The organism is Pigmentiphaga sp., assembly GCF_033795525.1.
Lineage (GTDB): Bacteria > Pseudomonadota > Gammaproteobacteria > Burkholderiales > Burkholderiaceae_B > Pigmentiphaga.
Genome location: NZ_JARYGM010000001.1, coordinates 313752 through 335311, shown reverse-complemented (window position 1 = coordinate 335311; position 21560 = coordinate 313752). Strand labels below are relative to the sequence as shown.

At 65.5% G+C, this 21560-nt stretch carries 17 protein-coding genes; 12 read left to right on the top strand and 5 right to left on the bottom strand.

Features of this window, described 5'->3' with window-relative positions:
• The first annotated feature begins 9 nt into the window (after positions 1-9).
• The 9 genes from gabT to QHC78_RS01570 all read left to right on the top strand — a co-directional run bounded on the left by gabT (position 10) and on the right by QHC78_RS01570 (position 9976).
• Positions 10-1284 (top strand): 4-aminobutyrate--2-oxoglutarate transaminase, encoded by a 1275-nt coding sequence (gabT, locus tag QHC78_RS01610; RefSeq protein WP_319742127.1) that lies wholly within the window; start codon positions 10-12, stop codon positions 1282-1284.
• A gap of 4 nt (positions 1285-1288) precedes the next feature.
• Complete coding sequence (locus tag QHC78_RS01605) at positions 1289-2863, top strand: acetolactate synthase large subunit (RefSeq protein WP_319742126.1); 1575 nt, start codon at positions 1289-1291, stop codon at positions 2861-2863.
• A gap of 382 nt (positions 2864-3245) precedes the next feature.
• Positions 3246-3983: a nitroreductase family protein gene (locus QHC78_RS01600; RefSeq protein ID WP_319742125.1), complete on the top strand. Its 738-nt coding sequence runs from the start codon at positions 3246-3248 to the stop codon at positions 3981-3983.
• Entirely contained in the window at positions 3980-4717 is a 738-nt protein-coding gene (locus tag QHC78_RS01595; RefSeq protein ID WP_319742124.1) for a FadR/GntR family transcriptional regulator, read from the top strand. The genes QHC78_RS01600 and QHC78_RS01595 overlap by 4 nt, the downstream gene beginning before the upstream one ends.
• 36 nt (positions 4718-4753) lie before the next feature.
• Positions 4754-5740 carry a 2-hydroxyacid dehydrogenase gene (locus tag QHC78_RS01590; RefSeq protein ID WP_319742123.1) on the top strand — a complete coding sequence of 329 codons (987 nt, stop codon included), beginning with the start codon at positions 4754-4756 and terminating at the stop codon, positions 5738-5740.
• A gap of 4 nt (positions 5741-5744) precedes the next feature.
• Positions 5745-7478 (top strand): IlvD/Edd family dehydratase, encoded by a 1734-nt coding sequence (locus tag QHC78_RS01585; RefSeq protein WP_319742122.1) that lies wholly within the window; start codon positions 5745-5747, stop codon positions 7476-7478.
• Positions 7475-7987, top strand: a complete 513-nt coding sequence (locus QHC78_RS01580) for a 2,4'-dihydroxyacetophenone dioxygenase family protein (protein ID WP_319742121.1) — start codon at positions 7475-7477, stop codon at positions 7985-7987. Before QHC78_RS01585 ends, QHC78_RS01580 begins: the two co-directional genes overlap by 4 nt.
• A 22-nt stretch (positions 7988-8009) precedes the next feature.
• Positions 8010-9008 (top strand): tripartite tricarboxylate transporter substrate binding protein, encoded by a 999-nt coding sequence (locus QHC78_RS01575; protein ID WP_319742120.1) that lies wholly within the window; start codon positions 8010-8012, stop codon positions 9006-9008.
• A gap of 20 nt (positions 9009-9028) precedes the next feature.
• Entirely contained in the window at positions 9029-9976 is a 948-nt protein-coding gene (locus QHC78_RS01570; RefSeq protein WP_319742119.1) for a LysR family transcriptional regulator, read from the top strand.
• Here QHC78_RS01570 and QHC78_RS01565 read toward each other — a convergent pair.
• The 5 genes from QHC78_RS01565 to QHC78_RS01545 all read right to left on the bottom strand — a co-directional run bounded on the left by QHC78_RS01565 (position 9964) and on the right by QHC78_RS01545 (position 15778).
• On the bottom strand, positions 9964-11394 hold the full coding sequence (locus tag QHC78_RS01565; protein ID WP_319742117.1) for an aldehyde dehydrogenase family protein: 1431 nt from the start codon (positions 11392-11394) through the stop codon (positions 9964-9966). The two genes, QHC78_RS01570 and QHC78_RS01565, sit on opposite strands and share 13 nt — an antisense overlap.
• A 14-nt stretch (positions 11395-11408) precedes the next feature.
• Positions 11409-12905, bottom strand: a complete 1497-nt coding sequence (locus tag QHC78_RS01560; RefSeq protein ID WP_319742116.1) for a UbiD family decarboxylase — start codon at positions 12903-12905, stop codon at positions 11409-11411.
• 178 nt (positions 12906-13083) lie between these two features.
• The gene (locus tag QHC78_RS01555; protein ID WP_319742115.1) at positions 13084-13962 is read right to left on the bottom strand and encodes a LysR substrate-binding domain-containing protein; all 879 of its coding nucleotides are present in this window, start codon (positions 13960-13962) and stop codon (positions 13084-13086) included.
• 27 nt (positions 13963-13989) lie between these two features.
• The gene (locus tag QHC78_RS01550) at positions 13990-14949 is read right to left on the bottom strand and encodes a Bug family tripartite tricarboxylate transporter substrate binding protein (protein WP_319742114.1); all 960 of its coding nucleotides are present in this window, start codon (positions 14947-14949) and stop codon (positions 13990-13992) included.
• A 52-nt stretch (positions 14950-15001) separates the two neighbouring features.
• Positions 15002-15778 carry an alpha/beta fold hydrolase gene (locus QHC78_RS01545; RefSeq protein ID WP_319742113.1) on the bottom strand — a complete coding sequence of 259 codons (777 nt, stop codon included), beginning with the start codon at positions 15776-15778 and terminating at the stop codon, positions 15002-15004.
• A gap of 223 nt (positions 15779-16001) precedes the next feature.
• On the opposite strand from QHC78_RS01545, the gene dnaE reads away from it, so the two are divergent.
• The 3 genes from dnaE to QHC78_RS01530 are packed head-to-tail and all read left to right on the top strand — an operon-like array spanning position 16002 to position 21556.
• Positions 16002-19493 carry a DNA polymerase III subunit alpha gene (gene dnaE / locus QHC78_RS01540; RefSeq protein WP_319742112.1) on the top strand — a complete coding sequence of 1164 codons (3492 nt, stop codon included), beginning with the start codon at positions 16002-16004 and terminating at the stop codon, positions 19491-19493.
• A gap of 27 nt (positions 19494-19520) precedes the next feature.
• A complete protein-coding gene (locus QHC78_RS01535; RefSeq protein ID WP_319742111.1) occupies positions 19521-20786 on the top strand; it encodes an O-antigen ligase family protein in 1266 nt (421 codons plus the stop codon).
• Entirely contained in the window at positions 20783-21556 is a 774-nt protein-coding gene (locus QHC78_RS01530; RefSeq protein WP_319742110.1) for a glycosyltransferase family 25 protein, read from the top strand. The genes QHC78_RS01535 and QHC78_RS01530 overlap by 4 nt, the downstream gene beginning before the upstream one ends.
• Positions 21557-21560: the final 4 nt, after the last annotated feature.

The window sequence follows — 21560 nt, the reverse complement described above, 5'->3', positions numbered from 1 at the left end:
AGGGACATCATGTCGAACGACTGGACCCGCCGGCGCGCTGCGGCCGTGCCTGCAGGCGTTGCATTCGGAACGGATATCTATGCAGCGTCGGCTGGCGGTAGCCGCCTTACCGACAACGAAGGCCGTACCTACATTGACTTTGCAGGTGGGATAGGCGTACTGAACGTCGGCCACAATCATCCCCGCGTGGTCGCCGCGGTCAAGGCTCAGGCCGACCGCTTCCTGCACACCTGCGCGCAGGTCGTCCCCTATGAGTCGTACATCACGCTGGCCGAGCGCCTGAACCGGCTCGCCCCCGGCAGCCACGCAAAGAAGACGGCGTTCTTTTCCACCGGGGTGGAAGCGATCGAAAATGCGATCAAGATCGCTCGCGCTTATACGCGCCGACGCGCCGTCATCAGTTTCACTGGCTCGTTCCATGGGCGCACCAACCTCGGACTGGCCCTGACCGGCAAAGTCCGGCCGTACCGGGTCGGTGTCGGGCCCTTCGTGGGCGACATCTACAAGGCGGTCTTCCCGGACGACGATAGCGATCCGGCGGTAGCGGCCGCCCTTGCATCGCTCGATCGCCTGTTCAAGTATGAAATCGATCCTGCCGAGGTCGCCGCCATTGTCATTGAACCCGTGCAGGGCGAAGGCGGGTTCAACGCCACGCCACCGACCTTCATGCAGGCGTTGCGAGCCCTCTGCGACCGGGAAGGCATCGTGCTGGTCGCCGATGAGATCCAGTGCGGGATGGGGCGTACCGGCAAGCTGTTCGCCATGGAGCACTTCGGCGTCCACGCCGACATTACCACCATGGCGAAGAGCCTGGCCGGCGGCACGCCGCTGTCGGCGGTGGTCGGCCGCGCGGAGATCATGGACGCGGTGATACCCGGCGGCCTGGGCAGCACCTATGCCGGCGCCCCCCTGGCCATCGCGGCGGCTCATGCCGTGCTCGACATATTCGACAGCGAGGGAGTGATCGAGCAGGGGGAGTACCTGTCTGCCACGATCCGCGCGTTCCTGGCCGAGGCCGGGAGAAAATACGCATGCATCGGCCGGATCAAGGGCCTGGGTTCGATGGTTGGCGTGGAATTCGTCTCTGCGTCGGGCGAGCCCGACGGCGCCCTGGCCTGCAAGGTCCAGGCCGAGGCCCGCGCGCGCGGCCTTATCCTGCTGACTTGCGGCGTGCATGGCAACATCATCCGCTTCCTGTACCCACTCAATACCGACAACGCCACCTTCCAGGAAGGCCTGGCGATACTTTCCGCCTCGCTGGAGGCCGCCACCCAAGGGACCTGACCCGATGGAACACATCCTGGCAACGCGCACCGGCGCGTCGTGGCTGTTCGAAAGCGCGGCGGACGCAGGCATAGATACCTGCTTCGCCAATCCCGGCACCACTGAGCTGCCGATGGTGGCGGCGATGGAGGACGTCCCCCGGCTGCGGCCCGTGCTGTGCCTGTTCGAAGGGGTCTGCAGCGGCGCCGCCGATGGCTATTACCGTATCGCCCAGCGTCCGGCCATGACGCTCACGCACCTGGGGCCGGGTTTCGCCAATGCGATCGCCAATCTGCACAATGCGCGGCGCGCCGGCTCGAGTATCCTCAACGTCATCGGCGACCACATGACCTGGCACGTCGATGCCGACCCGCCGTTGGCCTCGGACATCGCGTCGCTGGCGGCGCCGGTGTCGCGCGCCTACTATCGCGCCGATTCGGTCGACGCGCTGCAGCGCTCGGTGGCCGCAGCGCTCGATGGCGTGGTGGACGAAGAGGGCGGCATCCATACCCTCGCCATGCCGATGGACATCCAGACCGCGTCCATTCCACATGCGCCCTATCACCCGCCGCGCGGCGCATCTTCCCCGCGTCTTGACGGCGCCGGCCTGGACATTGCCGCCCGGGCCATCCGGGCGGGCCGCAGGGTGTTGCTGCTGCTGGGAGGCGATGCCTTGTTCGAGGAATCGCTGTTGCACGTGGGCAAGCTCGCCGGGCGGGCCAATGTCTTCGTCATGGGCGAGACGTTCCCGGCGCGCAGCGAACACGGTCGCGGTTTGCCCGCGGTCGGGCGCCTGCATCCCGACGCGCGCCAGGCGCATGAGTGGCTGCATGGCTTCGATCTGGTCGTGCTGGTGGGCGCCGCACGTCCCGTTGCGTTCTTCGGTGCGGAAGGCGTGCCCAGTTTCCTGGGTGATAGCGAAAAGTTCATCACGCTGCATGCCGGCAGCAAAGGCACAGTCGCGGCGCTGGGCGCACTCGTGGAAGCACTGGGGCCAGCCCCGGCCATGCCGCCAAGCAGCGCGGGCCTGCCCGACTGGCGCGCCCGGGAAGGCCGCCTCACCCCGGAGACGGCGGCGCTGATCGTCGCCACCCATTTACCGGAACGCGCCATCGTTTCGGCCGAAGGCAAGACGCTGGCCTTTCCGTTCAATCGGCTGGCCCACCTGGCCAACAGGCACAGCACCATCGTGCTGACGGGCGGCGCCATCGGCCAGGGCATTCCGGCGGCATTGGGCGCCGCCATCGCCGCGCCCGACCGCAAGGTCGTTGGCCTGCAGTCGGACGGCAGTGCCATGTATACGCTGCAGGCGCTATGGAGCATCGCACGTACCAAGAGCGACGTCACCATCTGCATTGCGGCCAACCAGCGCTATCAGATCCTTGAGGACGAAATGCGCCGCACGGGCCATGCCCTGACGAATCCAGCCGTCACCTCGCTGCTTGACTTGGCGGACCCGGGCGTGGACTGGGCCGCCCTGGCCGGCAGCCTGGGCGTGGAGGGCATGCGCGTCGGCACCAACGATGAGATGGACCGAGCATTCGCTCGCGCCATGCGCGAGGGCGGACCCAAGCTCATCCAGCTTTGCCTGGAGGCTTGAGCCCGGCCGGGCAGGCCGTGGTCAGCGTGCGGCGACTGCTTCGATCTCGAGCAGCCAGCCCGGATTCACGAGGCCGGAGATCTCCATCACCACCCGCGCCGGATTAACGGCCCGGCGTAGTGACGAACGCTTCGGCATAGGCCCGGTTGAAGGCGGGAAAGTCCAGAGGAAGGTAGCCAGGCTCCTTGACGATGCTGGCACGGGTGTACACCAGCTCGCCGAGCTCGAGCCGGTGGCTGCGATGTGTTTCAACTGAGTTCGTTGCATGGCTTTTATCGTTCTTGGACGGTCATTGAGTAGTAATACTGATATACAAGTTTGTACTACAAACAAATACTACACACACATGACTGATCGATGGCACGCAAAGCTTGGCCACTTTATGAACACGCTGCTGCAGATATTCACGAGCCACCGCAGCCGGCGGGATTTCACCTCCCAGCCGGTGGCCGAGTCATTACTGGCCGACGTGTTCGAGGCTACCCGGCGCGCTCCGACCTGGAACAACGCCCAGAACGTGTCGTGGGTCACTGTCACCGAGCCGGCGGCCAAGGCCGAGCTGGCCCGCCTGTCGGGGAAGCAGGCGCAGATCGAACGGGCGCCGGTCTTTGCCGTGCTATGCGTCGATTTCCACAAGACCGCCGTCGCATGCGCGCGGCATGGCGTCGAGCAACGCGTGCAGGGCAACGTGAACGGGTTATTGATCGGCGTCCTGGATGCCGGCATCGTGGCCGGGACGATGATGAATGCCGCGCGGGCGGCGGGCCTGGCGGTCTGCCCCGTGGGCGGGGTGCGGCGGGAGCCGCAAAAGGTCATCAAGCTGCTGGGCTTGCCGCGCCTGGTCATGCCCATGGTCGGCGTATGCCTGGGATACGCACCCGAGCTCGCCCAGCCGGACAAGCCGCGGCTTCCGCTGTCGTCGCTGTGGCACCGGGAGCGCTACGACGGTTCCACCCTGGAAGCGGACATCGACTGGCTCGACGCACAGACGCTTGCCTATTCCGCAGAACTGAGCCGTGCCGGCGCACTTTCGTGGTCGGCCACCATGGCGACCAAGTACGCCGGCACGGGCTACCACGAAGTAGCCGAAACCCTCAGGCAACAGGGGTTTGTATTTTGAATCTGCTCAAACAGGCGGATACCGCCGATACGTCCGATCTTCTCTCTGACCGCATCGCCAGGCGGTTGCGCGACGAAATCACCAGCGGCAACTACGCCATCGGCGAAGTGCTGCCGTCCGAACAGGTGATCGCCGAACGCCTCGGCGTCTCTCGCACCATCCTGCGTGAAGCGCTGTCCCGCCTCAAGGCCGACGGGCTGGTGTCGAGCCGTCCGGGGCGGGGGCTGACCGTGATTTCCAACACGCCGAGCGCAGTGCTGCGTTTGCACGAAGCCGACGCCGAGAACCGCTCGCAAGTGCTGGCGATCGTGGAGCTGCGGCGCGGCTTCGAAGTAGAGGCGGCGCGGCTGGCGGCGTTGCGGCGGACCGAAGACGACGTAGAGGCCATGCGCGCGGCCCTGGCCGACATGGAAGCCGCCAATGCGCGAGGCGAGATCGAGAAAGGCGTGGAGGCCGACCTGCGCTTTCACGGCGCGATCGCTCTGGCCACCGGCAACCAGAATTACCAGTTGTTCTTCACCTTTCTGGCTGAGCTGCTGCACAACGGCTTGAAGGTGTCGCGGCGCCGCTCGGCGAAGATCGTTGGCCGGCCGCTCGATGCGCAACGCGAGCATCAGGCCATCTTCGAAGCCATCCGCGATCGGGATGCCGATCGCGCAGTGGCCGCCGCAAGGCGCCACATCGACAACACCGAGACACGCCTGCACGACCAGTTCGAGTCGCGGCAGGATTGAAGCCCTTTCCAACCTCCATTCACCAAGCGAGGCAGCATGGCCGCATCACGCAAGAAAATCGTCGTCAGCCTGACCGTACCTCCAGATCTGCGCGAGCGGCTGGAGAGCGAGTTCGACCTGATCAACCTGCCGGTGGGCGGCAATATCGATGACGTGGTGCCTGCCGCCGAGCGCGGCGGCGTACACGGCCTGCTGGGTACGCTGCGCCTCAAGGTGGATGACGACCTGTTGGCAAGGTACCCCGGGGTAGAGGTCGTCTCGAACTACGCCGTGGGCTTTGACAATATCGACGTCGCCGCCGCCACGAAACGCAACGTCCTCGTCTGCAATACGCCCGAGGTGCTCGACAAGGCAGTGGCCGACCTGACGATGGGGCTGGTGCTTTGCACCCTGCGCGACATGGTGCGCGCGGACAACTTCGTGCGGGCAGGGAAATGGATGCAGGGGGCGCTGCCCCTGAGCACCGACCTGGCGGGCAAGACGCTGGGGCTGCTCGGAATGGGCCGCATCGGCCGCATGGTCGCCGCACGCGCCAAGGCGTTCGATATGCAGGTGATCTACCACAACCGCAGGAAGGACGAAGACGCTGAACGCAGCGGCCTGGCCCGCTGGGTCGAACGCGAAGCGCTGTTCAGGCAGTCGGACGTGGTCAGCGTACATGTTCCGCTCAGCGACGAAACGACGCAATGCGTGGGATCGCGCGAGCTGGGGTGGATGAAGCCTTCGGCTTTCCTCATCAATACCGCGCGTGGAAAGGTGCTGGACGAAAACGCTTTGGTGGAGTTTTTGCGCGAACGCAAGATCGCCGGCGCCGGCCTGGACGTCATGACGGTAGAACCGATAGGCGCCGACCATCCCCTGTGCCAGCTCGACAACGTCGTGCTGCAGCCCCACGTGGCCAGCGGCACCGTGGAAACGCGCCGGGCCATGATGGACCTCGCGGTCGAGAACCTGATCCTCGGCCTGCGCGGCGAACGGCCGCGGGCCTTGGTCAATGCCGGCCTATGGCCGCGCAAGGCCTGACGCCATGAGCGACCACACGGCGCCCAAGGGGCTGCGCAAGGGCCTGACGCATTATGGCGACACGGCCTTCTCCGAGTACCTGCGCATGTCGTTCACCCGATCGATGGGCTACTCGAAGAGCCTGCTCACGCGCCCGGTGGTCGGCATCGCCAGTTCGCGCAGCGATTTCAACAACTGCCATCGCCATTTCCCCGAGCTGATCGAGGCGGTCAAGCGGGGCGTGCTGGCCGCGGGCGGCCTGCCCATGGAGTTCCCCTCCATCTCGTTGGGCGAGCCTTTCCTGCATCCCACCAGCATGATGTTCCGCAACCTCATGTCCATGGACGTGGAAGAGATGATCCGCGCCCAGCCCATGGACGCGGTGGTCCTGGTAGGCGGCTGCGACAAGACGGTACCCGCGCAGTTGATGGGGGCCTTGTCGGCCGGGGTTCCGGCCATACAGCTGGTGGGCGGGCCGATGATGACGGGCCGTCATCACGGCGAACGCCTGGGCGCCTGTACGGACTGCCGCCGGCATTGGGGCCGCTATCGCGGCGGCGAGATCGACCAGGCCGAGATCGAAGCCATCGAGGGTAATCTGGCGACTACCGCGGGCACTTGCGCGGTCATGGGCACGGCCAGCACCATGGCCTGCCTGGCGGAGGCGCTGGGCATGATGCTGCCCGGCGCCGCCGCCATACCCGCCGTGCACGCCGACCGGTTGCGTGCCGCCGAGGCCAGCGGAGCCCGCGCGGTGGCGCTCGCGCACCAAGGGCTCACGCCCGATCGCATCGTGACGCAGGACGCGGTGGAGAACGCCCTGAGGGTGCTGCTGGCCATCAGCGGTTCCACCAACGCAGTCATCCACCTGACCGCCATCGCGGGCCGGCTCGGGCTAGACGTGGACCGCGAACGGCTCAACCGCTTATCGGCCGAAACGCCGGTGCTGGTCGACCTCAAGCCCACCGGCGCGCACTACATGGAAGACTTCTACGCCGCTGGCGGCGTGCAGGCCGTGATGTATGAGCTGCGGGACCTGCTGCACCAGGACGCCGTCACGGTTACCGGCGAGACCATCGGCCAGTGGATGGCAGCCCAGGCGGCGCGCTGGGTCGACCACGGCGTGGTACGCCGGCGCGAGGAGCCACTGCTGGCGCACGGCGGCCTGTTGGCCTTGAAAGGGTCGCTGGCTCCCAACGGCGCACTGATCAAGCGTGCTGCCGCGGACCCTCGCCTGTTCGAACACACCGGGCGCGCCGTGGTGTTCGAGAGCCTGGAGGATATGGCTGCGCGCATCGACTCCCCTTGCCTGGACGTCGAGGCCGACGATGTCCTCGTGCTCAAGCACGCGGGCCCCAAGGCGGCGGCCATGCCCGAAGCCGGCTATATCCCCATCCCGGCCAAGCTGGCGCGCCAAGGCGTGCGCGACATGGTGCGCCTGTCCGACGCCCGCATGAGCGGCACGGCCTATGGCACGGTCGTTCTCCACATTTCTCCCGAGGCCGAAGCGGGCGGCCCGCTCGCCTTCGTGCGCAACGGGGACCGCATCGCCCTGTCGGTATCGCGGCAGTCCATCGACCTGCTGGTCGACGAGGCCGAGCTGGAGCGACGCCGCGCGCAATGGCAGCGACCTGCCCGGAAGGAATCGCGCGGCTACGGGTGGCTGTACCAGGAGCACGTCACCCAGGCTGAGCAGGGTTGCGATTTCGATTTCCTGCGTGCCGGCGGCGTCGGCGCGGCGCTGACGGAGGAACCATGAGCGGCACGCAATTCCATGTTCCCGTCACCCAGCACCCCGGCATCACACCGGAAGTGGTGGTCGACGGCATTCCCGAAGACGAACGCGTGTGGGTCCCGCAAGCGCCCAACGTCTGGTTCCGCCCGCTGTTCTTCAACCGTGTCGCGGGCGGATGGTGCAACCTGTTGCGCGTGCGACGGTCCGGCGTGCTGAGCCGCCACATCCATCCCGCTCCCGTCTATGGCTACGTCATCAAGGGTAGCTGGCGCTATCTCGAACACGGCTGGATCGCCAGCGCGGGCCGCTTCGTCTTCGAGCCCCCGGGGGAGATCCACACGCTCACCGTCGATGCCAGCGGCGCCGACGACGAAATGATCACCTTCTTCAACGTCGGCGGCGCCATGATTTATCTCGATGAGGCGGGCCGCCAGATCGGCTACGAGGATGTATTCAGCAAGATAGAAATGTGCCGGCGCTACTACGCAGAAGTCGGCCTCGGTGGAGACTACGTCAACCAGTTCGTGCGCTAAATCACATTGCAGGGGAAATGCCATGCATAGTCTGACCGATTTGAAGAAGGTTTCGAAGCACGCCGTATTCTGCCTTGCCACCGCTGCCGGTTTGGGCGCCGCCCATGCACAGACCAGCTACCCCAACCGGCTTATCACGTTGGTCAGCGCCTATCCTGCGGGCGGCGTAACGGACACTTCCGGCCGCATCGCCGGCGAGATCCTCACCGAGAAGCTTGGCCAGCCCACGGTGTTGGAGAACAAGCCCGGCGCCTCCGGCATGATCGGCAAGCAGTACGTGGCCCGCGCCAAGCCCGACGGCTACACGCTGAGCAGCGGCGGCCTGGGCGGAAACGTGATCCCCGCCGTGACGATGAAGGGCCTGCCTATCGATGTCGCCAAGGCCTTCGTGCCGGTGGCGGGCATTTCCGGATTCGCGAATGTCCTGGTGGTCGGATCGCATTCACCTGTCAACAGCGCGCAGGAACTGGTGGCCTACGCGCGCAAGAAGGGCGTGGTGACCGCCTCCACGAACGGCGTGGGCACATCGGCCCACCTCACCACCGAGCTGTTCGCGCTGAGGACCGGCATCAAGTTCGAGCACGTGCCGTACAAAGGCGGCACCGAAGCCCAGATCGGCATCGCCAACGGCGACCTGGACTTCGGTTTCGCCAACATGACCTCGGCTGTCCCGATGATCAAGGCCGGCAAGCTGAAGGCGCTGGCGGTAACGGGCGCCGCGCGCACGGATCAGCTGCCGGATGTCCCCACGATGGGAGAGGCCGGTTTCCCGGATTTCGTGGTAACGAGCTGGCTGGGCCTGTACGCGCCGGCCGGCACGCCGCCCGAGATCGTCAAGAAGATCGGTGATGCGGTGGCGGCGGGGATGAGGGAGCAGAAATACATGGCCAAGGCCAAGGCGGCTGGCATGGACCCGATGCCGATGAATGCCGAGGAGTTCGCCGCCTTCAACGACGCAGAGCTGAAGCGCTGGGGCGATATCGCCAAGCAGGCCGATATCTCGATCGATTTCGGCAAGTAAGTCGATGGTGCCCGGGCGTCATGAACCAGCTCATCAGCCATATCGATCTCAACCTGCTGGTAGTGTTCGAGGCTCTCTACCTGGAACGCAACGTCACCCGGGCCGGCGAACGCATAGGCATGTCCCAGCCCTCCATGAGCCATGCCCTGAACCGGCTCAGGAAGCAGACCGGCGACGCCTTGTTTACGCGGGTCGGCGGCGAGATGTACCCGACGCGCTACGCCCAGCAGGTGGCGTCCAATGTGCTGCAGGCGCTGGAACTGCTGCGGACGGGAATGGACCACGCCAACGATTTCGACCCGGCTACCTCGCACCGCACGTTCAAGCTATTGATGTCGGATTTCGCCCAATTGTTGGTGATCCCGGCGCTACTGTCGCGCATCAACGAAACCGCGCCCAACGTCAAACTGGAAGTCTGCAACATCGGGCGGGAGCTCTACCGCGACGCGCTTGAGTCGGGCGACGCGGATCTCGCCGTCGGCCACCTGCAAGAGCTGCAGAACGGCTTCTACCAGCTGGGCCTGTTCGTCGACGAACATGTTTGCGTGCTGGGCCCGAAGTCGGCCTACCGCGGCGAGACTATGCCTCTCGAAACCTATCTGCAGGCCAGCCACGTGCTGGTCACGGCCAACAAGACCGATATCAGCATCGACAAGGAACTGGCGCGCCAAGGCCTGCATAGGCGGATCAGGCTGCGTGTCCCGAGCTACCTGCTCCTGCCCGCCATCATGGCCGAGACCGACATGTTCGTGACCGTGCCGCGCGTGATCGCGCGCCGCGTCATCGCGCAGGCCGGCGGCGGCAGGCAATTGCCGCTGCCGTTCAAGACGCCGCAGGTCAACCTGCGCGCTTTCTGGCACGTGGGCATGCACAACGACTCGGGCAACCGCTGGCTTCGCAGCATGGTCGCCGGGCTGCCCTCCCTGCCTCGCGCCGAAGCGCGCGACTGCCCCTCTCAAATGGCCTGATAGGCGGTCTTGACGGTGGTGTAGAACTCCACGGCGTAGCGGCCTTGCTCGCGGGATCCGTAGCTCGACGCCTTGCGGCCGCCGAACGCCGCCGTGTAGTCGACGCCCGCGGTCGGGCAATTCACCATTACCATGCCGGCCTGCGCATGGCGCCGGAAATGCTGCGCGTACTTGAGCGAGGTGGTGCAGATGCCCGCCGACAGGCCGAAAGGCGTGTCGTTGGCGATGGCCAAAGCTTCTTCATAGTCCCGGACCCGGATCACCGCGGCCACCGGCCCGAAGATCTCGTCGCGCGCGATGGTCATGTCGTTGCGCGCTTCGGTGAAGAGTGCCGGCTGCAGGTAGTAGCCCCTGGTAGCGCGCTCGAGCGGCATGCCACCCCAGGCAAGTTGCGCCTCGCCGCGGCCGATGTCCAGATAGCGCAGGTCTTGCTCGTATTGCCGCTGGTCGACCACGGGGCCTATGGTCGTGCCGGGCTTGCGCGCATCGTCCACGACCTGGGCCGCCAGAGCTTTGGTGAGGCCGGCAACGAACTTGTCGTGGATGGCGTCCTCGACGATGAGGCGCGAGGACGCCGTGCAGCGTTGCCCGGTGCCGTAATACGCGCCATCGAGCGCCACCTGGACGGCCCGGTCGATATCTGCGTCGGCCAGCACCACCAGCGGGTTCTTGCCGCCCATTTCCATCTGGACTTTGGCGCCGCGCAGGGCGGTGCCTTGCAACACTTTGGCACCGGTTTGCACCGAGCCGGTGAAGCTCACCGCGTCTACGCCGGGATTGTCGATGATCTCGGCACCGACGACCGAACCGCGTCCCATGACGAGGTTGAAGACTCCCGGCGGTACTCCCGCCTCGTGGATGATGCGGGCCAGCTCCCAGGCGCAGCCGGGCACGAGGTCGGCCGGCTTGAGCACGACGGCATTGCCCCACGCCAGGGCCGGCGCGATCTTCCATGCCGGGATGCCGAGCGGGAAATTCCACGGCGTGATCAGCCCGACCACGCCCACCGGTTCGCGTGTAACCTGGATTTCTATCCCAGGCCGGCTACTGTCGTAGCGTTCGCCGGGCCCGCGCAGCGCCTCGCCCGCATAGAAGCGGAACAGATGGACCGCACGCAGTACCTCGCCGGCGGCCTCGCGGAGCGTCTTGCCTTCTTCGCGTGCGAGCAGGTCGGCCAGCTGGCCGGCCTCCGCCTCGATGCCGGCAGCCACCTTGTACAGCAGGTCCGCGCGTGTCTGCGGCGGCGCCAGCCCCCAGGCCTTGCCCGCGCTGCGCGCCGCGGCGATGGCTTCGCGGCAGTCTTCGACCGTCGCGCGCGCATACTCGCCGATGATGTCGTCGAGATCGGAAGGGTTGATATTGAGGAACGGTTCGCCCGTTCGCCATTCGCCGCCGATCAGGTTGGGATGTCGGGCCATAGTGGGTCGGTCCTTCAGTCTTCGTGGAAATGGGTAACCGGAGGCACGGTGCCCGGCAGGCCCAGTTCGGACCAGCGCGCCGCCACGCGCTCGTAGGTGGCGCGCGACAGGCGAGCCCGCTTGGACTGCGTCGCGCGATACCGGTGCGGCAGGCAGGCGTCGATCAGCGCCTTGGAGCCATAGGGGCGCGCGTCGGGTGCCAGGCTGGGGTCGGTGCGGTAAGACCATGTCTTGCGCAGGATGTCGATATCGTCGGCCGGATTGGAATGCACGCTCATCGCCCACATCACTTCGCCGATATTGGTGGGATCGACGTCGTCGTCCACCGCCACGATCCAGCGGATCACATAGGCCGCGGCCGGACATTGAGCCGCCAGCGCCAGCACCTGGGCCACATGGCCCGCGTAGAGCTGCTTCATCGACACCACCATCAGCCCCGCCGCCGACGCCGATGCCGGGTACACATACACGCCGGCGATGCCCGGCACGCCCATTGCGTCCAGGTTGTCCCAGACGCGGGCCGAACGCATGATCGCGTGGTATTCGCCGATCTCGCACGACGGCCAGGTCGCCATCAGCGCCGCTGTAATGATAGGGTTCTGGCGGTAGTGCACACGCTCGACCTGGATCACCGCGCGCAAATCCGACTTGCCCGAGTAATAGCCATGGAATTCGCCGAGCGGCCCTTCGCGCTCGACGTCGCCCTGGTGGATGAAGCCCTCGATCACCATCTCGGCACGCGCCAGCAGAGGAAGATCGGAAAGATCGGCTGCCGTCACCAGCATGGGCTCGCCCGCCAGGCCGCCGGCTGCGTCGATCTCGCTTTCCCCATGCGCATAAACCTGCGTGGCCGCAATGAACATGGCGGGGTCCACGCCATAGGCGGTTACGACCGGGCACGGCAAGCCGCGCTTCCACCAGGCTTCGCAATTCTGTGCGCCGTGCCGGCCTGGCACCATGTTGAGCCCCAGGCGGCGCGGGCCGTGCAGCATCTGCCGATATACCCCGCCATTGACCACGCCCGTATCGGGATTGCGGATGAAGGTTACGTTGCCCGTGCCGAGATACCGGCCGCCATCGGCCGGCCAGAACTTCGGCGCCGGAAAGCGGGAGAGGTCGATATCCTCGCCCGCCAGTGTCGTCCCGCGCACGGGCGCGACCGCGGCCGGCACGTCCAAGGGTGCAATGCGGCGGCTGCCTATCCTGCGGGTCTGCGCGACCAGCTCACGCACCGGCAGCGCCGGATCCAGCCCCACCGCCAGCGCGTACCGCTCTTTCGACGCCGCCAACATGTTAGACAACACCCGCGCGCCCATGCCGTTGCCCTTGAGCCTGTCGAACAGGAATGCGGGCGCCCCTGGCTGCCGGCTGCCCAGGAACGTAATGGCGGATAACTCCTCGACCGGGTCGACCTCGGCGCCGATGCGAGCCAGGCCGCCGTGCCGCTCGACGAGGTCGAGCCAGGAACGCAGGTCGCGCGGGGAAGGAGCGGAGGCGGTATCAGGAAGCATGGCGAGCCCTGGGATCGTGTTTGCCGGAAGCGGCGGATCAAGCCGGATATGGGCAGACTCTACCGAAGAACGTCGACCCATCACATGCCCCGCGGCTCATACTAGGTATGGCGGCTGCGCATGTATGGACGCCCCCCCTTCCGCAGCCGGAGCAAGCGGCTACCGAGCTAACCTGGCGTCAAAGATGGCTGCGCAGGGCCACCCGGGCTTCGCGCAGCAGCAGTTCCGCCAGCTGCGCATGGACTCCCGTTGTCGACCAGATCAAGCCTATTGAACGCGTCACGGCTTTTCCCGGTAGCCGCAGGCGCGCCAGGGACCGGCCCAGGTTGCATGGGCAAGTCCATGCCGGCACCAGCGATACTCCCAGCCCGCGGGCAACCATGGCGGCGATAGCGGCGGCACTGTTCACCTCCAGGCGTTCGATTGGCCGGATGGCGTGGTCCCGGAGATAGCGGTCGATCAATTGGCCGGTAGGCGTGGTGCGGTCATAGCGGATGAAAGGGTGGTCGCGTAGCACGTCGTGAGCCCGGCTGTCCCGTAGCGACGCAGGGGCCAGCACGATGAGGGGGTCGTCTACCAGCCGGGCCCAGCGACAGGACTTGGCAATGGCGAATTGCGGTTCGACAATGACAGCGGCATCGAGGTGGCCTTCTTCGACGCTCCGGCACAGATCGAGCGAGGAGCCGGGCTGAATATATGCCTTGAGCGCTGGATGTGCGGCGTAGACTCGTTCCATGACGCCAGGCAGGAAGTTGGGCAGGGCCGAAACGAATACGCCCAGACGTAGTTCCCCGAGGGCGGTTCGGGCTTGGGCGATGACGCCCAGGTCCCGGATATGCCTGAGCACGGCGCGCGATTGCTCTAGGATGTTCAACGCTGCCTGGGTGGGCTGGATGGTCCGCCCTGCCCGCTGCACGAGCGGGGCGCCAATTTCTTCTTCCAGCGCGTGCAGCCGGGCTGCCAGCGTAGCGGGATTCAGATTCAGCTTGCGCGCTGCCTCGGCCAGCGAGCCGCATTCGACCACGGTTACGAGACTTTCCAGATATTCCGTACGCATCCCGCCCCGTCAAGCTAGAGGCATTCGCTACTGGCGTGGAATGCCCGCGTCCTTCACGACCTTCTGCCAGCGCGCCAGATCTTGGGCCAGGTAATCGGCGAATTCCTCCGGGCTGCTTGGCGTCGGGCGCAACGCAATAGTAGCAAAACGTTCCCGTATCGCCGGTGATTGCAGGGTCTTATTCAGCGCCGCATTCAGGCGTGCCACTACGTCAAGCGGCGTACCGGCCGGAGCAAGTATGCCCGTAATGCTCTCCACTACATAACCGTCCACGCCGGATTCGATGGCGGTGGGAATGCCGGGCAGTTGCGTCACACGCTGCGCCGACGTGACCGCCAAGGCCCGCGTCTTGCCGCTTTGTGTCGATGGGATTGCGCTCGCCAACTGCTCGAACATCAGGTCTACCTGGCCGCCCATCAGGGCAACGCTGGCCGGACCTACGCCCTGGAATGGCACGTGCAAGAATTTCGCGCCCGTCATGGACTGAAAAAGTTCGCCTACCAAGTGCCCGACTCCGCCGGCCGCCATCGTCAGCTTATCCGGTTGGGACTTGCCTAGAGAAATCAACTCGGCGATCGATTGGACGGGTACGGACGTGTGGACGACAAGTGCAAACGGGGTGCTGCCCACCAAGCTGACCGGTGAAAAGTCCCGCAGGGGATCGAACGGCAGACTGCTGCGCAAAGCGGCAGAAACGGTCAACGAACTGTTGGACCCCATCAGCAAGGTATAGCCGTCCGGTGCGGATTTGGCCACCGCTTGGGCGCCGATAGCGCCGTCGGCGCCACCACGATTGTCTATCACCACTGTCTGCCCCAGTACCTCGGACAGGGTAGGCGCAATGGCCCGGGCCGTGACGTCTACCGTGCCGCCCGGTGGAAAAGGCACGATTAGACGGATGGGCTTGGATGGATACGTGTCGGCGTGGGCGGACACGGCGATGCCGAGCAGGGCGGTTATCGCGGTCACGTAGCGCAGCAGTGGCATGGAGATTCTCCTGACTGAGGGGATCGAAAAAGATGGACGCACGAGCGGGCGTTCAGTACGCAAGGCCGGCCAGGAAGTCATCCATGATGCGGTTGAACTCGCGGGGCTGCTCGAAATTGGGCATGTGGGCCGCGTTATGGATAACGTGGTGGCGTGCGTCGGGAATAGCTGTGGCCATGTACTCCATCTGTTCGTAGATCTCGGTTTCCTCCTCTTCCCCGGCCACCAACAGCGTGGGCACGCGGATGTCTCCCAATCTGTCAGTGTGGTGGACATCGGCCAACAATGCCTCCTCCTCCGCGGCCCGGACATGGAGCGGTGTCTTCAGGTATTCCTGTATGGCCCAAGCCTTGACATCAGGTGGCGTGGATGAGTGCAGTTGTTTGTCTACCAGACGCTCGACGACCGCCGGCCAGCCCGACTGGGCGACCGCGGCGTGGAATCCAGCTACGTCGCGGCCACGGCGCGAGCAGGGCGCCCCGATAAGGACCAGTCCTCGAAGCCGCTCGCCGTGCTCGAGTGCGTAAAGCTGCGCCACGATCCCCCCCACCGAGCAGCCGACCAGCACGAAGTCCTGCAAGTCCAGCGCATCAAAGATCGCCAGGTAGTCTTCCAGGAACTCGTTTATCCGGTACGCTCCGGCGGGCTTGTCCGAATCACCGTGTCCTCTCAGGTCGAAAGCCAGTGTCCGATAGCGGCTCGAGTAATGCGCGATCTGAGGCTGGTAGAACTTGGCCGTGGCCGGCGTCGAATGAAAGAAAATAATGGGTCGGCCGGTTCCCGAGTCGAAATAATTCAGGTGATTTCCACGGATTCTTAGTTTGGGCATCGCACTTCTCTGATGGCTGAGTTTTGGTAATGAGCAGCGCTATTCTTGGGAAGAAACGACGGAAGAAAAAGAAGGTGACATCCGTTTCAAACCCGGATTTTTTTGATGTTCGAACGGCGTGCAGTCAGCCGCGCGACGCGTCAGGCGGTGCGTCGAACACGCGCAGGGCGAACTGGACACAAGCTCATCCCCATCTGCCTCCCGGCAACGCTAAAATGCCGCCATGTCCGAACCATCCACCCCCTCCTTCGTCCACCTGCGCGTCCACTCCGAGTTTTCGGTGTCCGACGGCATCGTCCGTATTCCCGACTTGGTCAAGCGCGTGGTGCAGCTGGAACAGCCCGCCGTCGCGCTGACCGACCTGTCGAACCTGTTCGGCTTGATCAAGTTCTACAAGGCGGCGAGGGGCAAGGGCATCAAGGCCATTGCGGGCTGCGACGTCTGGGTCTCCAACGATGCCGATCGCGACAAGCCGTACCGCATGCTGCTGCTGGTGCGGGACCGCACCGGGTACTTGAACCTTTGCGAGCTTCTGACCCAGGCCTTCCTGACCAACCAATACCGGGGCAGGGGGGAAATCCGGCCCGAATGGCTGGAAACGTACGGCGCCGGCCTGATCGCGCTGTCCGGCGGTCGCCAGGGAGACGTCGGCCAGGCGCTGGAGGCCGGCAACCAGGAGGCCGCGCTGGCGTCTGCGCAGCACTGGATGAAGGTGTTTCCCGGCGGCTATTTCATCGAGCTGCAGCGGGCCGGGCGCGAGGGCGACGAAACCTATGTGCAGGCGGCGATGCGGCTGGCGGCCGAATGCGGTGCGCCGGTAGTGGCCACTCACCCTGTGCAGTTCCTCGAGCGCGGGGATTTCCGCGCCCACGAGGCCCGTGTCTGTATCGCCGAAGGCGAGATCCTGGCCAACCCGCGGCGCCAGCGTCTTTACACGGAAGAACAATACCTGTTGTCGTCGCAGGAAATGGCGGAGCGCTTCGCCGACGTGCCGTCGGCGCTGGCCAATACCGTGGCCATTGCCACCTGCTGCAACCTGACGCTCGAACTGGGCAATCCCAAGCTGCCCAATTTCCCCACGCCGGAAGGCGTCACGCTGGCCGAGTACCTGGTGCAGTTGTCGCGCGAAGGGCTCGAGCGCCGCATGCAGCAGCTTTTTCCCGACGAGAAGGAACGCGAAGCGCATAGGGAAACCTACGCCCAGCGCCTCGAGAAGGAATGCCAGACCATCATCGACATGGGCTTTCCTGGCTACTTCCTGATCGTTCAGGACTTCATCAACTGGGGCAAGAAGAACGGCGTGCCCGTGGGACCGGGGCGGGGCTCGGGCGCCGGCTCGCTGGTGGCGTTCAGCCTGGGCATCACCGACATCGACCCCATCCGCTACGACCTGCTGTTCGAGCGCTTCCTGAATCCCGAACGGGTGTCCATGCCCGACTTCGATATCGACTTCTGCCAGGACAACCGCGACAAGGTCATCGAATACGTCAAGCAGAAATACGGCCGCGACGCCGTGAGCCAGATCGCCACCTTCGGTACGCTGGGCGCCAAGGCCGTGATCCGCGACGCCGGCCGGGTGCTGGACCTGCCCTACCTGTTCTGCGACGGCTTGTCCAAGATCATTCCGCATTCGCCTGCCGACCCGTGGGACCTGGATCGTGCGCTCAAGGAAGAACCGGCCTTCAAGGAGCGCTACGACAACGACGAGGAAGCGCGGGCGCTGATAGATCTGGCCAAGCCGCTGGAGGGTCTGACCCGCAACATCGGCATGCACGCCGGCGGCGTGCTCATCGCGCCCGGCAAGCTGACCGATTTCTGCCCGCTGTACTGCCAGCCGGGCCAGAGCCACATCGCGGTCTCGCAGTTCGACAAGGACGACGTCGAAGCCGTGGGCCTGGTGAAGTTCGACTTCCTCGGCCTGCGCAACCTGACCATTCTCGACTGGGCCGTGCGCTACGTGCGCGAGTTCAACGAGGGCATGCGCGACTTCGACGTCATGGCGCTGCCCCTGGACGACGCCGATTCCTACAAGCTGCTGAGCGACGGCAACACCACCGCGGTGTTCCAGCTGGAATCGCGCGGCATGAAGGAACTGCTCAAGAAGCTGCGGCCCAGCAACTTCGAAGACATCATCGCCGTGCTGGCGTTGTACCGCCCGGGCCCGCTGGGTTCGGGCATGGTGGACGACTTCGTCAACCGCAAGCACGGCCGCGCCAAGGCCGAGTATTTCCATCCGGATCTCGAACCTGTCCTGAAGAGCACCTACGGGGTGATCGTCTATCAGGAACAGGTGATGCTGATCTCGCAGATCATCGGCGGCTACACGCTGGGCGGGGCCGACATGCTGCGCCGGGCCATGGGCAAGAAAAAGCCCGAGGAAATGGCCAAGCACCGCGAGATCTTCCAGTCGGGCGCCGAAAAGAAGGGCTACGACCCGGACATCGCGGTCACGCTGTTCAACCTGATGGAGAAATTCGCGGAGTACGGCTTCAACAAGTCGCACACCGCGGCCTACGCGCTGATCGCCTACCAGACCGCGTGGCTCAAGGCCCATCACCCGGCCGAGTTCATGGCCGCCACCATGTCGTCCGACATGGACGACACCGACAAGGTGCAGATCTTCTGGGCCGACACGGTGGCCAACAAGGTCAAGGTGCTGCCGCCCGACATCAACCTGTCGGGCTATCGGTTCGAGCCGGTGCTGGACGAATACTCGGCCCGCGGCCAACCGCCGCGGACCATCCGCTACGGCCTGGGCGCGGTCAAGGGCACCGGCCAGAACGCGGTCGAGGAAATCCTGCGCGCGCGCGCCGAAAAGGGACCGTTCGCCGACCTGTTCGACTTCTGCCGCCGTATCGACCGTCATGTGGTCAACCGCCGCGCGATCGAGGCGCTGATCAAGGCGGGCGCGTTCGATACCATGACGCCCAACCGCGCGGCGCTGCTGGCGACGCTGGGCACCGCCATGGATGCCGCCGACCAGGCGGCGCGCGCCGCCAGCCAGGCCTCGCTGTTCGGCGGTGACGACCATGCCGACCTGGCGGGCGAACTTGCCGATGTCGAGCCCTGGGACGAGCGCGAGCGCCTGGCACAGGAAAAGACCGCGCTTGGCTTCTATTTCAGCGGACACCTGTTCGACGCCTATCGCAACGAGGTCCGGCGCTTCGTGCGCAATCCCCTGTCCAACCTGCAGCCCAGCCGGGATTTGCAATGGATGGCCGGCATCCTGTCTGCGGTGCGCACCCAGATGACCCGGCGGGGCAAGATGGTCTTCGCCGTGCTCGACGACGGGACCTCTCAGGTAGAGATCTCGGTGTTCAACGAACTCTATGAACGGCATCGGGCCAGGTTGCGCGAAGACCAGTTGCTCATCGTCCTGGGCAAGGTCAGCAACGACGACTATTCCGGCGGCATGCGCATCGTTGCGGACGAACTGTACGACCTGCAGATGGCCCGCGAGGCCAAGGCCAGGGCGTTGTCCATCAAGCTGAACGGGAATGCGCACGCCGAATCGTTGCGCGAGGTGCTCAACCCCTACCGCGCCGACCCGGAGAACGGGTTCCCGGGCACGCCGGTCGAGATCGTCTACAACCGCGGCGACGCCAAGTGCGTGGTGAGACTGAGCGAGGACTGGCGGGTGCGGCTGCCCGATGTACTGATCCAGCAATTGGGCAAGCTCACCGGCGCGCCGGCCGACGTCGGCTTGGAATATTAGCGAGAGGTGCCTGTGGTAGCCACATCCATGACCCTGCTTCGGGGGGTCGGTAAGCTGCCCGGCGTGCTCGCCGGCGTGGCGTTGATCGCGTTTCCCGCCTTGCTGTTGCCAGAACCGTCTGCCGCCAATGCCACCTATACCATCCTGTTGCTGTGGAGCCTGGGATGTGCCGCAACGGCCTTGCGGCCTGGCGCCTGTCGGTGGCCGCAGTGGTGGCGGGGGGGCTGGCCCCTCATGCTGGGGATGGCCGGATTGCCGCTGGCGGTCGTCTTCCATCAGGCGCTGATGGGCATGGCCATCGACGTTCCGTACCTGTATCTGCGGTTTGCGCTATTCGGCCTGCTGGTATGGGGCCTGCTGAATCTCGGCAGGTCCGTCCTGGAGGTGGCCCAATGGGGGTTCGCCGCAGGCGCGATCTCGTCGGCCATCTGGATTCACTTCGCCACGCTCGGGGGGCGGCCCGCCCACGTGGGCATTTTCAACGTGATCCCGTTTTCCAACCTGGCATTGCTGATGGGCATCGTGACGGTGGTGTCCATAGGCTGGAGCCCCGGCCACCGCCGAGTGGAAATCGCCGTCAAGTTCCTGGCCGGGCTCGCGGGCCTCTACGCCTCGTATGCCAGCGGTACGCGCGGCGGCTGGATCGCCATTCCGGTGCTGCTGCTGGTGGCGCTGCTGGGGTTCCGCCGGTGGTCGCTGCGACGGCGGATGGCCGTTTTCGCGGCGCTGCTGGTCATGGGCACCGTGGTAGGCATGGCCAGCGATACGGTCCGCGAGCGCGTCGCCCAGAGTATCCGGCACTTGTCGGACTACGGGCCGGACGACCTGGATACGTCCGAAGGCGGCCGCCTGCAGGTCTGGGCCGCATCGCTGCGGATGATCGAGGCCTACCCGCTGACCGGCGTCGGCGTCAAGGGCTTCGAGCCGGCGCTGGAAGAGCAGTGGCGGCAAGGGCTGGTCACGACCTTCGCCGCGACACTGCCGCATTCGCACAACGATATCCTGTACGCCACGGCAACCTTGGGTATTCCCGGCCTGCTGGCCATCCTGGCCTTGTATCTGGCGCCTGCATGGTTTTTCGTGCGGCACCTGCGCAGCCCGGACCACCCGACGGCGGTCGCGGCCGTGATGGGCCTGGCAATCACGACTGGGTTCTTCATGTTCGGCTTGACGGAGACCATGTTCGTCATCGCGATGACCAACGCGTTCTATGTACTGTCCCTGGCCGTCGTGGTTGCCTTCATCGTGGCCCGGCGCGACGAACTGGCCGCTGGCGGCGGAGCCGGCGCTTGATCGGCGCCTACGTCATCAATCTGGAACAGGCGGCCGAACGGCGGCGGGCCATCGCGCGCCAACTCGACAGGCTGGGCGTACCGTTCACGACCTGCACGGCGGTCGACGGCCGTCTACTGGATGAGGCGCAGCGGGCCAGGCTCTATGACGAACGCGCCGCGGCGCGTCTCTACCGGCGGTTGTCACCGGGCGAACTGGGCTGCGCCCTGAGTCATCTCGAGGTTTACCGCCGCATGCTGGCCGACGGCGCGTCGCACGCGCTGGTCCTGGAAGATGACGCCGCGCTGGGCGATCGGCTGCCCGCTGTGCTGGCGCAGGTCGAGCAAGCCGTCGCGCCGGACGATCCTACGGTTGTCTTGTTGTCCCATGTCGACAAGTACACGCGCTGGGGAAGCCGCCAGCTGGGCGCCCATGGCCGGCTGGTCGGCCGCTACGGCCATTGGTGGCGGGCGCATGGCTATGTCGTCACCCGCGCAGCGGCCCAGCGCCTGCTGGACGGGCTGGTACCGGTTTGGAGCGCGGCGGATTACTGGGCCGCTTTCGAGAAGCGTGGCATCGTCCAGGTCAAGGCCGTCGTCCCTTATTGCATAGGGCTGTCCGACCTGGCGGCCGACTCGTCGCTCGAATCCACCCGCTTCGACCTCGACGCCGCGGACAAGGCGCGCCGCAGCGTGGGTTATTACCTGCATCGGTATCTGTACCAGCGTTTTCTGTACCAGGTGCTGGTGCGGCCGTTCCTGCGCGTGGCAAAACAGCGCAAGACGTGGTGACCGC

What these genes read in the sequence shown, in the direction of transcription:
- gabT (WP_319742127.1), top strand. Translation starts at nt 10, where the DNA reads ATGTCGAACGACTGGACCCGCCGGCGCGCTGCGGCCGTGCCTGCAGGC.
- QHC78_RS01605 (WP_319742126.1), top strand. Translation starts at nt 1,289, where the DNA reads ATGGAACACATCCTGGCAACGCGCACCGGCGCGTCGTGGCTGTTCGAA.
- QHC78_RS01600 (WP_319742125.1), top strand. Translation starts at nt 3,246, where the DNA reads ATGAACACGCTGCTGCAGATATTCACGAGCCACCGCAGCCGGCGGGAT.
- QHC78_RS01590 (WP_319742123.1), top strand. Translation starts at nt 4,754, where the DNA reads ATGGCCGCATCACGCAAGAAAATCGTCGTCAGCCTGACCGTACCTCCA.
- QHC78_RS01585 (WP_319742122.1), top strand. Translation starts at nt 5,745, where the DNA reads ATGAGCGACCACACGGCGCCCAAGGGGCTGCGCAAGGGCCTGACGCAT.
- QHC78_RS01580 (WP_319742121.1), top strand. Translation starts at nt 7,475, where the DNA reads ATGAGCGGCACGCAATTCCATGTTCCCGTCACCCAGCACCCCGGCATC.
- QHC78_RS01575 (WP_319742120.1), top strand. Translation starts at nt 8,010, where the DNA reads ATGCATAGTCTGACCGATTTGAAGAAGGTTTCGAAGCACGCCGTATTC.
- QHC78_RS01570 (WP_319742119.1), top strand. Translation starts at nt 9,029, where the DNA reads ATGAACCAGCTCATCAGCCATATCGATCTCAACCTGCTGGTAGTGTTC.
- QHC78_RS01565 (WP_319742117.1), bottom strand. Translation starts at nt 11,394, where the DNA reads ATGGCCCGACATCCCAACCTGATCGGCGGCGAATGGCGAACGGGCGAA.
- QHC78_RS01560 (WP_319742116.1), bottom strand. Translation starts at nt 12,905, where the DNA reads ATGCTTCCTGATACCGCCTCCGCTCCTTCCCCGCGCGACCTGCGTTCC.
- QHC78_RS01555 (WP_319742115.1), bottom strand. Translation starts at nt 13,962, where the DNA reads ATGCGTACGGAATATCTGGAAAGTCTCGTAACCGTGGTCGAATGCGGC.
- QHC78_RS01550 (WP_319742114.1), bottom strand. Translation starts at nt 14,949, where the DNA reads ATGCCACTGCTGCGCTACGTGACCGCGATAACCGCCCTGCTCGGCATC.
- QHC78_RS01545 (WP_319742113.1), bottom strand. Translation starts at nt 15,778, where the DNA reads ATGCCCAAACTAAGAATCCGTGGAAATCACCTGAATTATTTCGACTCG.
- dnaE (WP_319742112.1), top strand. Translation starts at nt 16,002, where the DNA reads ATGTCCGAACCATCCACCCCCTCCTTCGTCCACCTGCGCGTCCACTCC.
- QHC78_RS01535 (WP_319742111.1), top strand. Translation starts at nt 19,521, where the DNA reads ATGACCCTGCTTCGGGGGGTCGGTAAGCTGCCCGGCGTGCTCGCCGGC.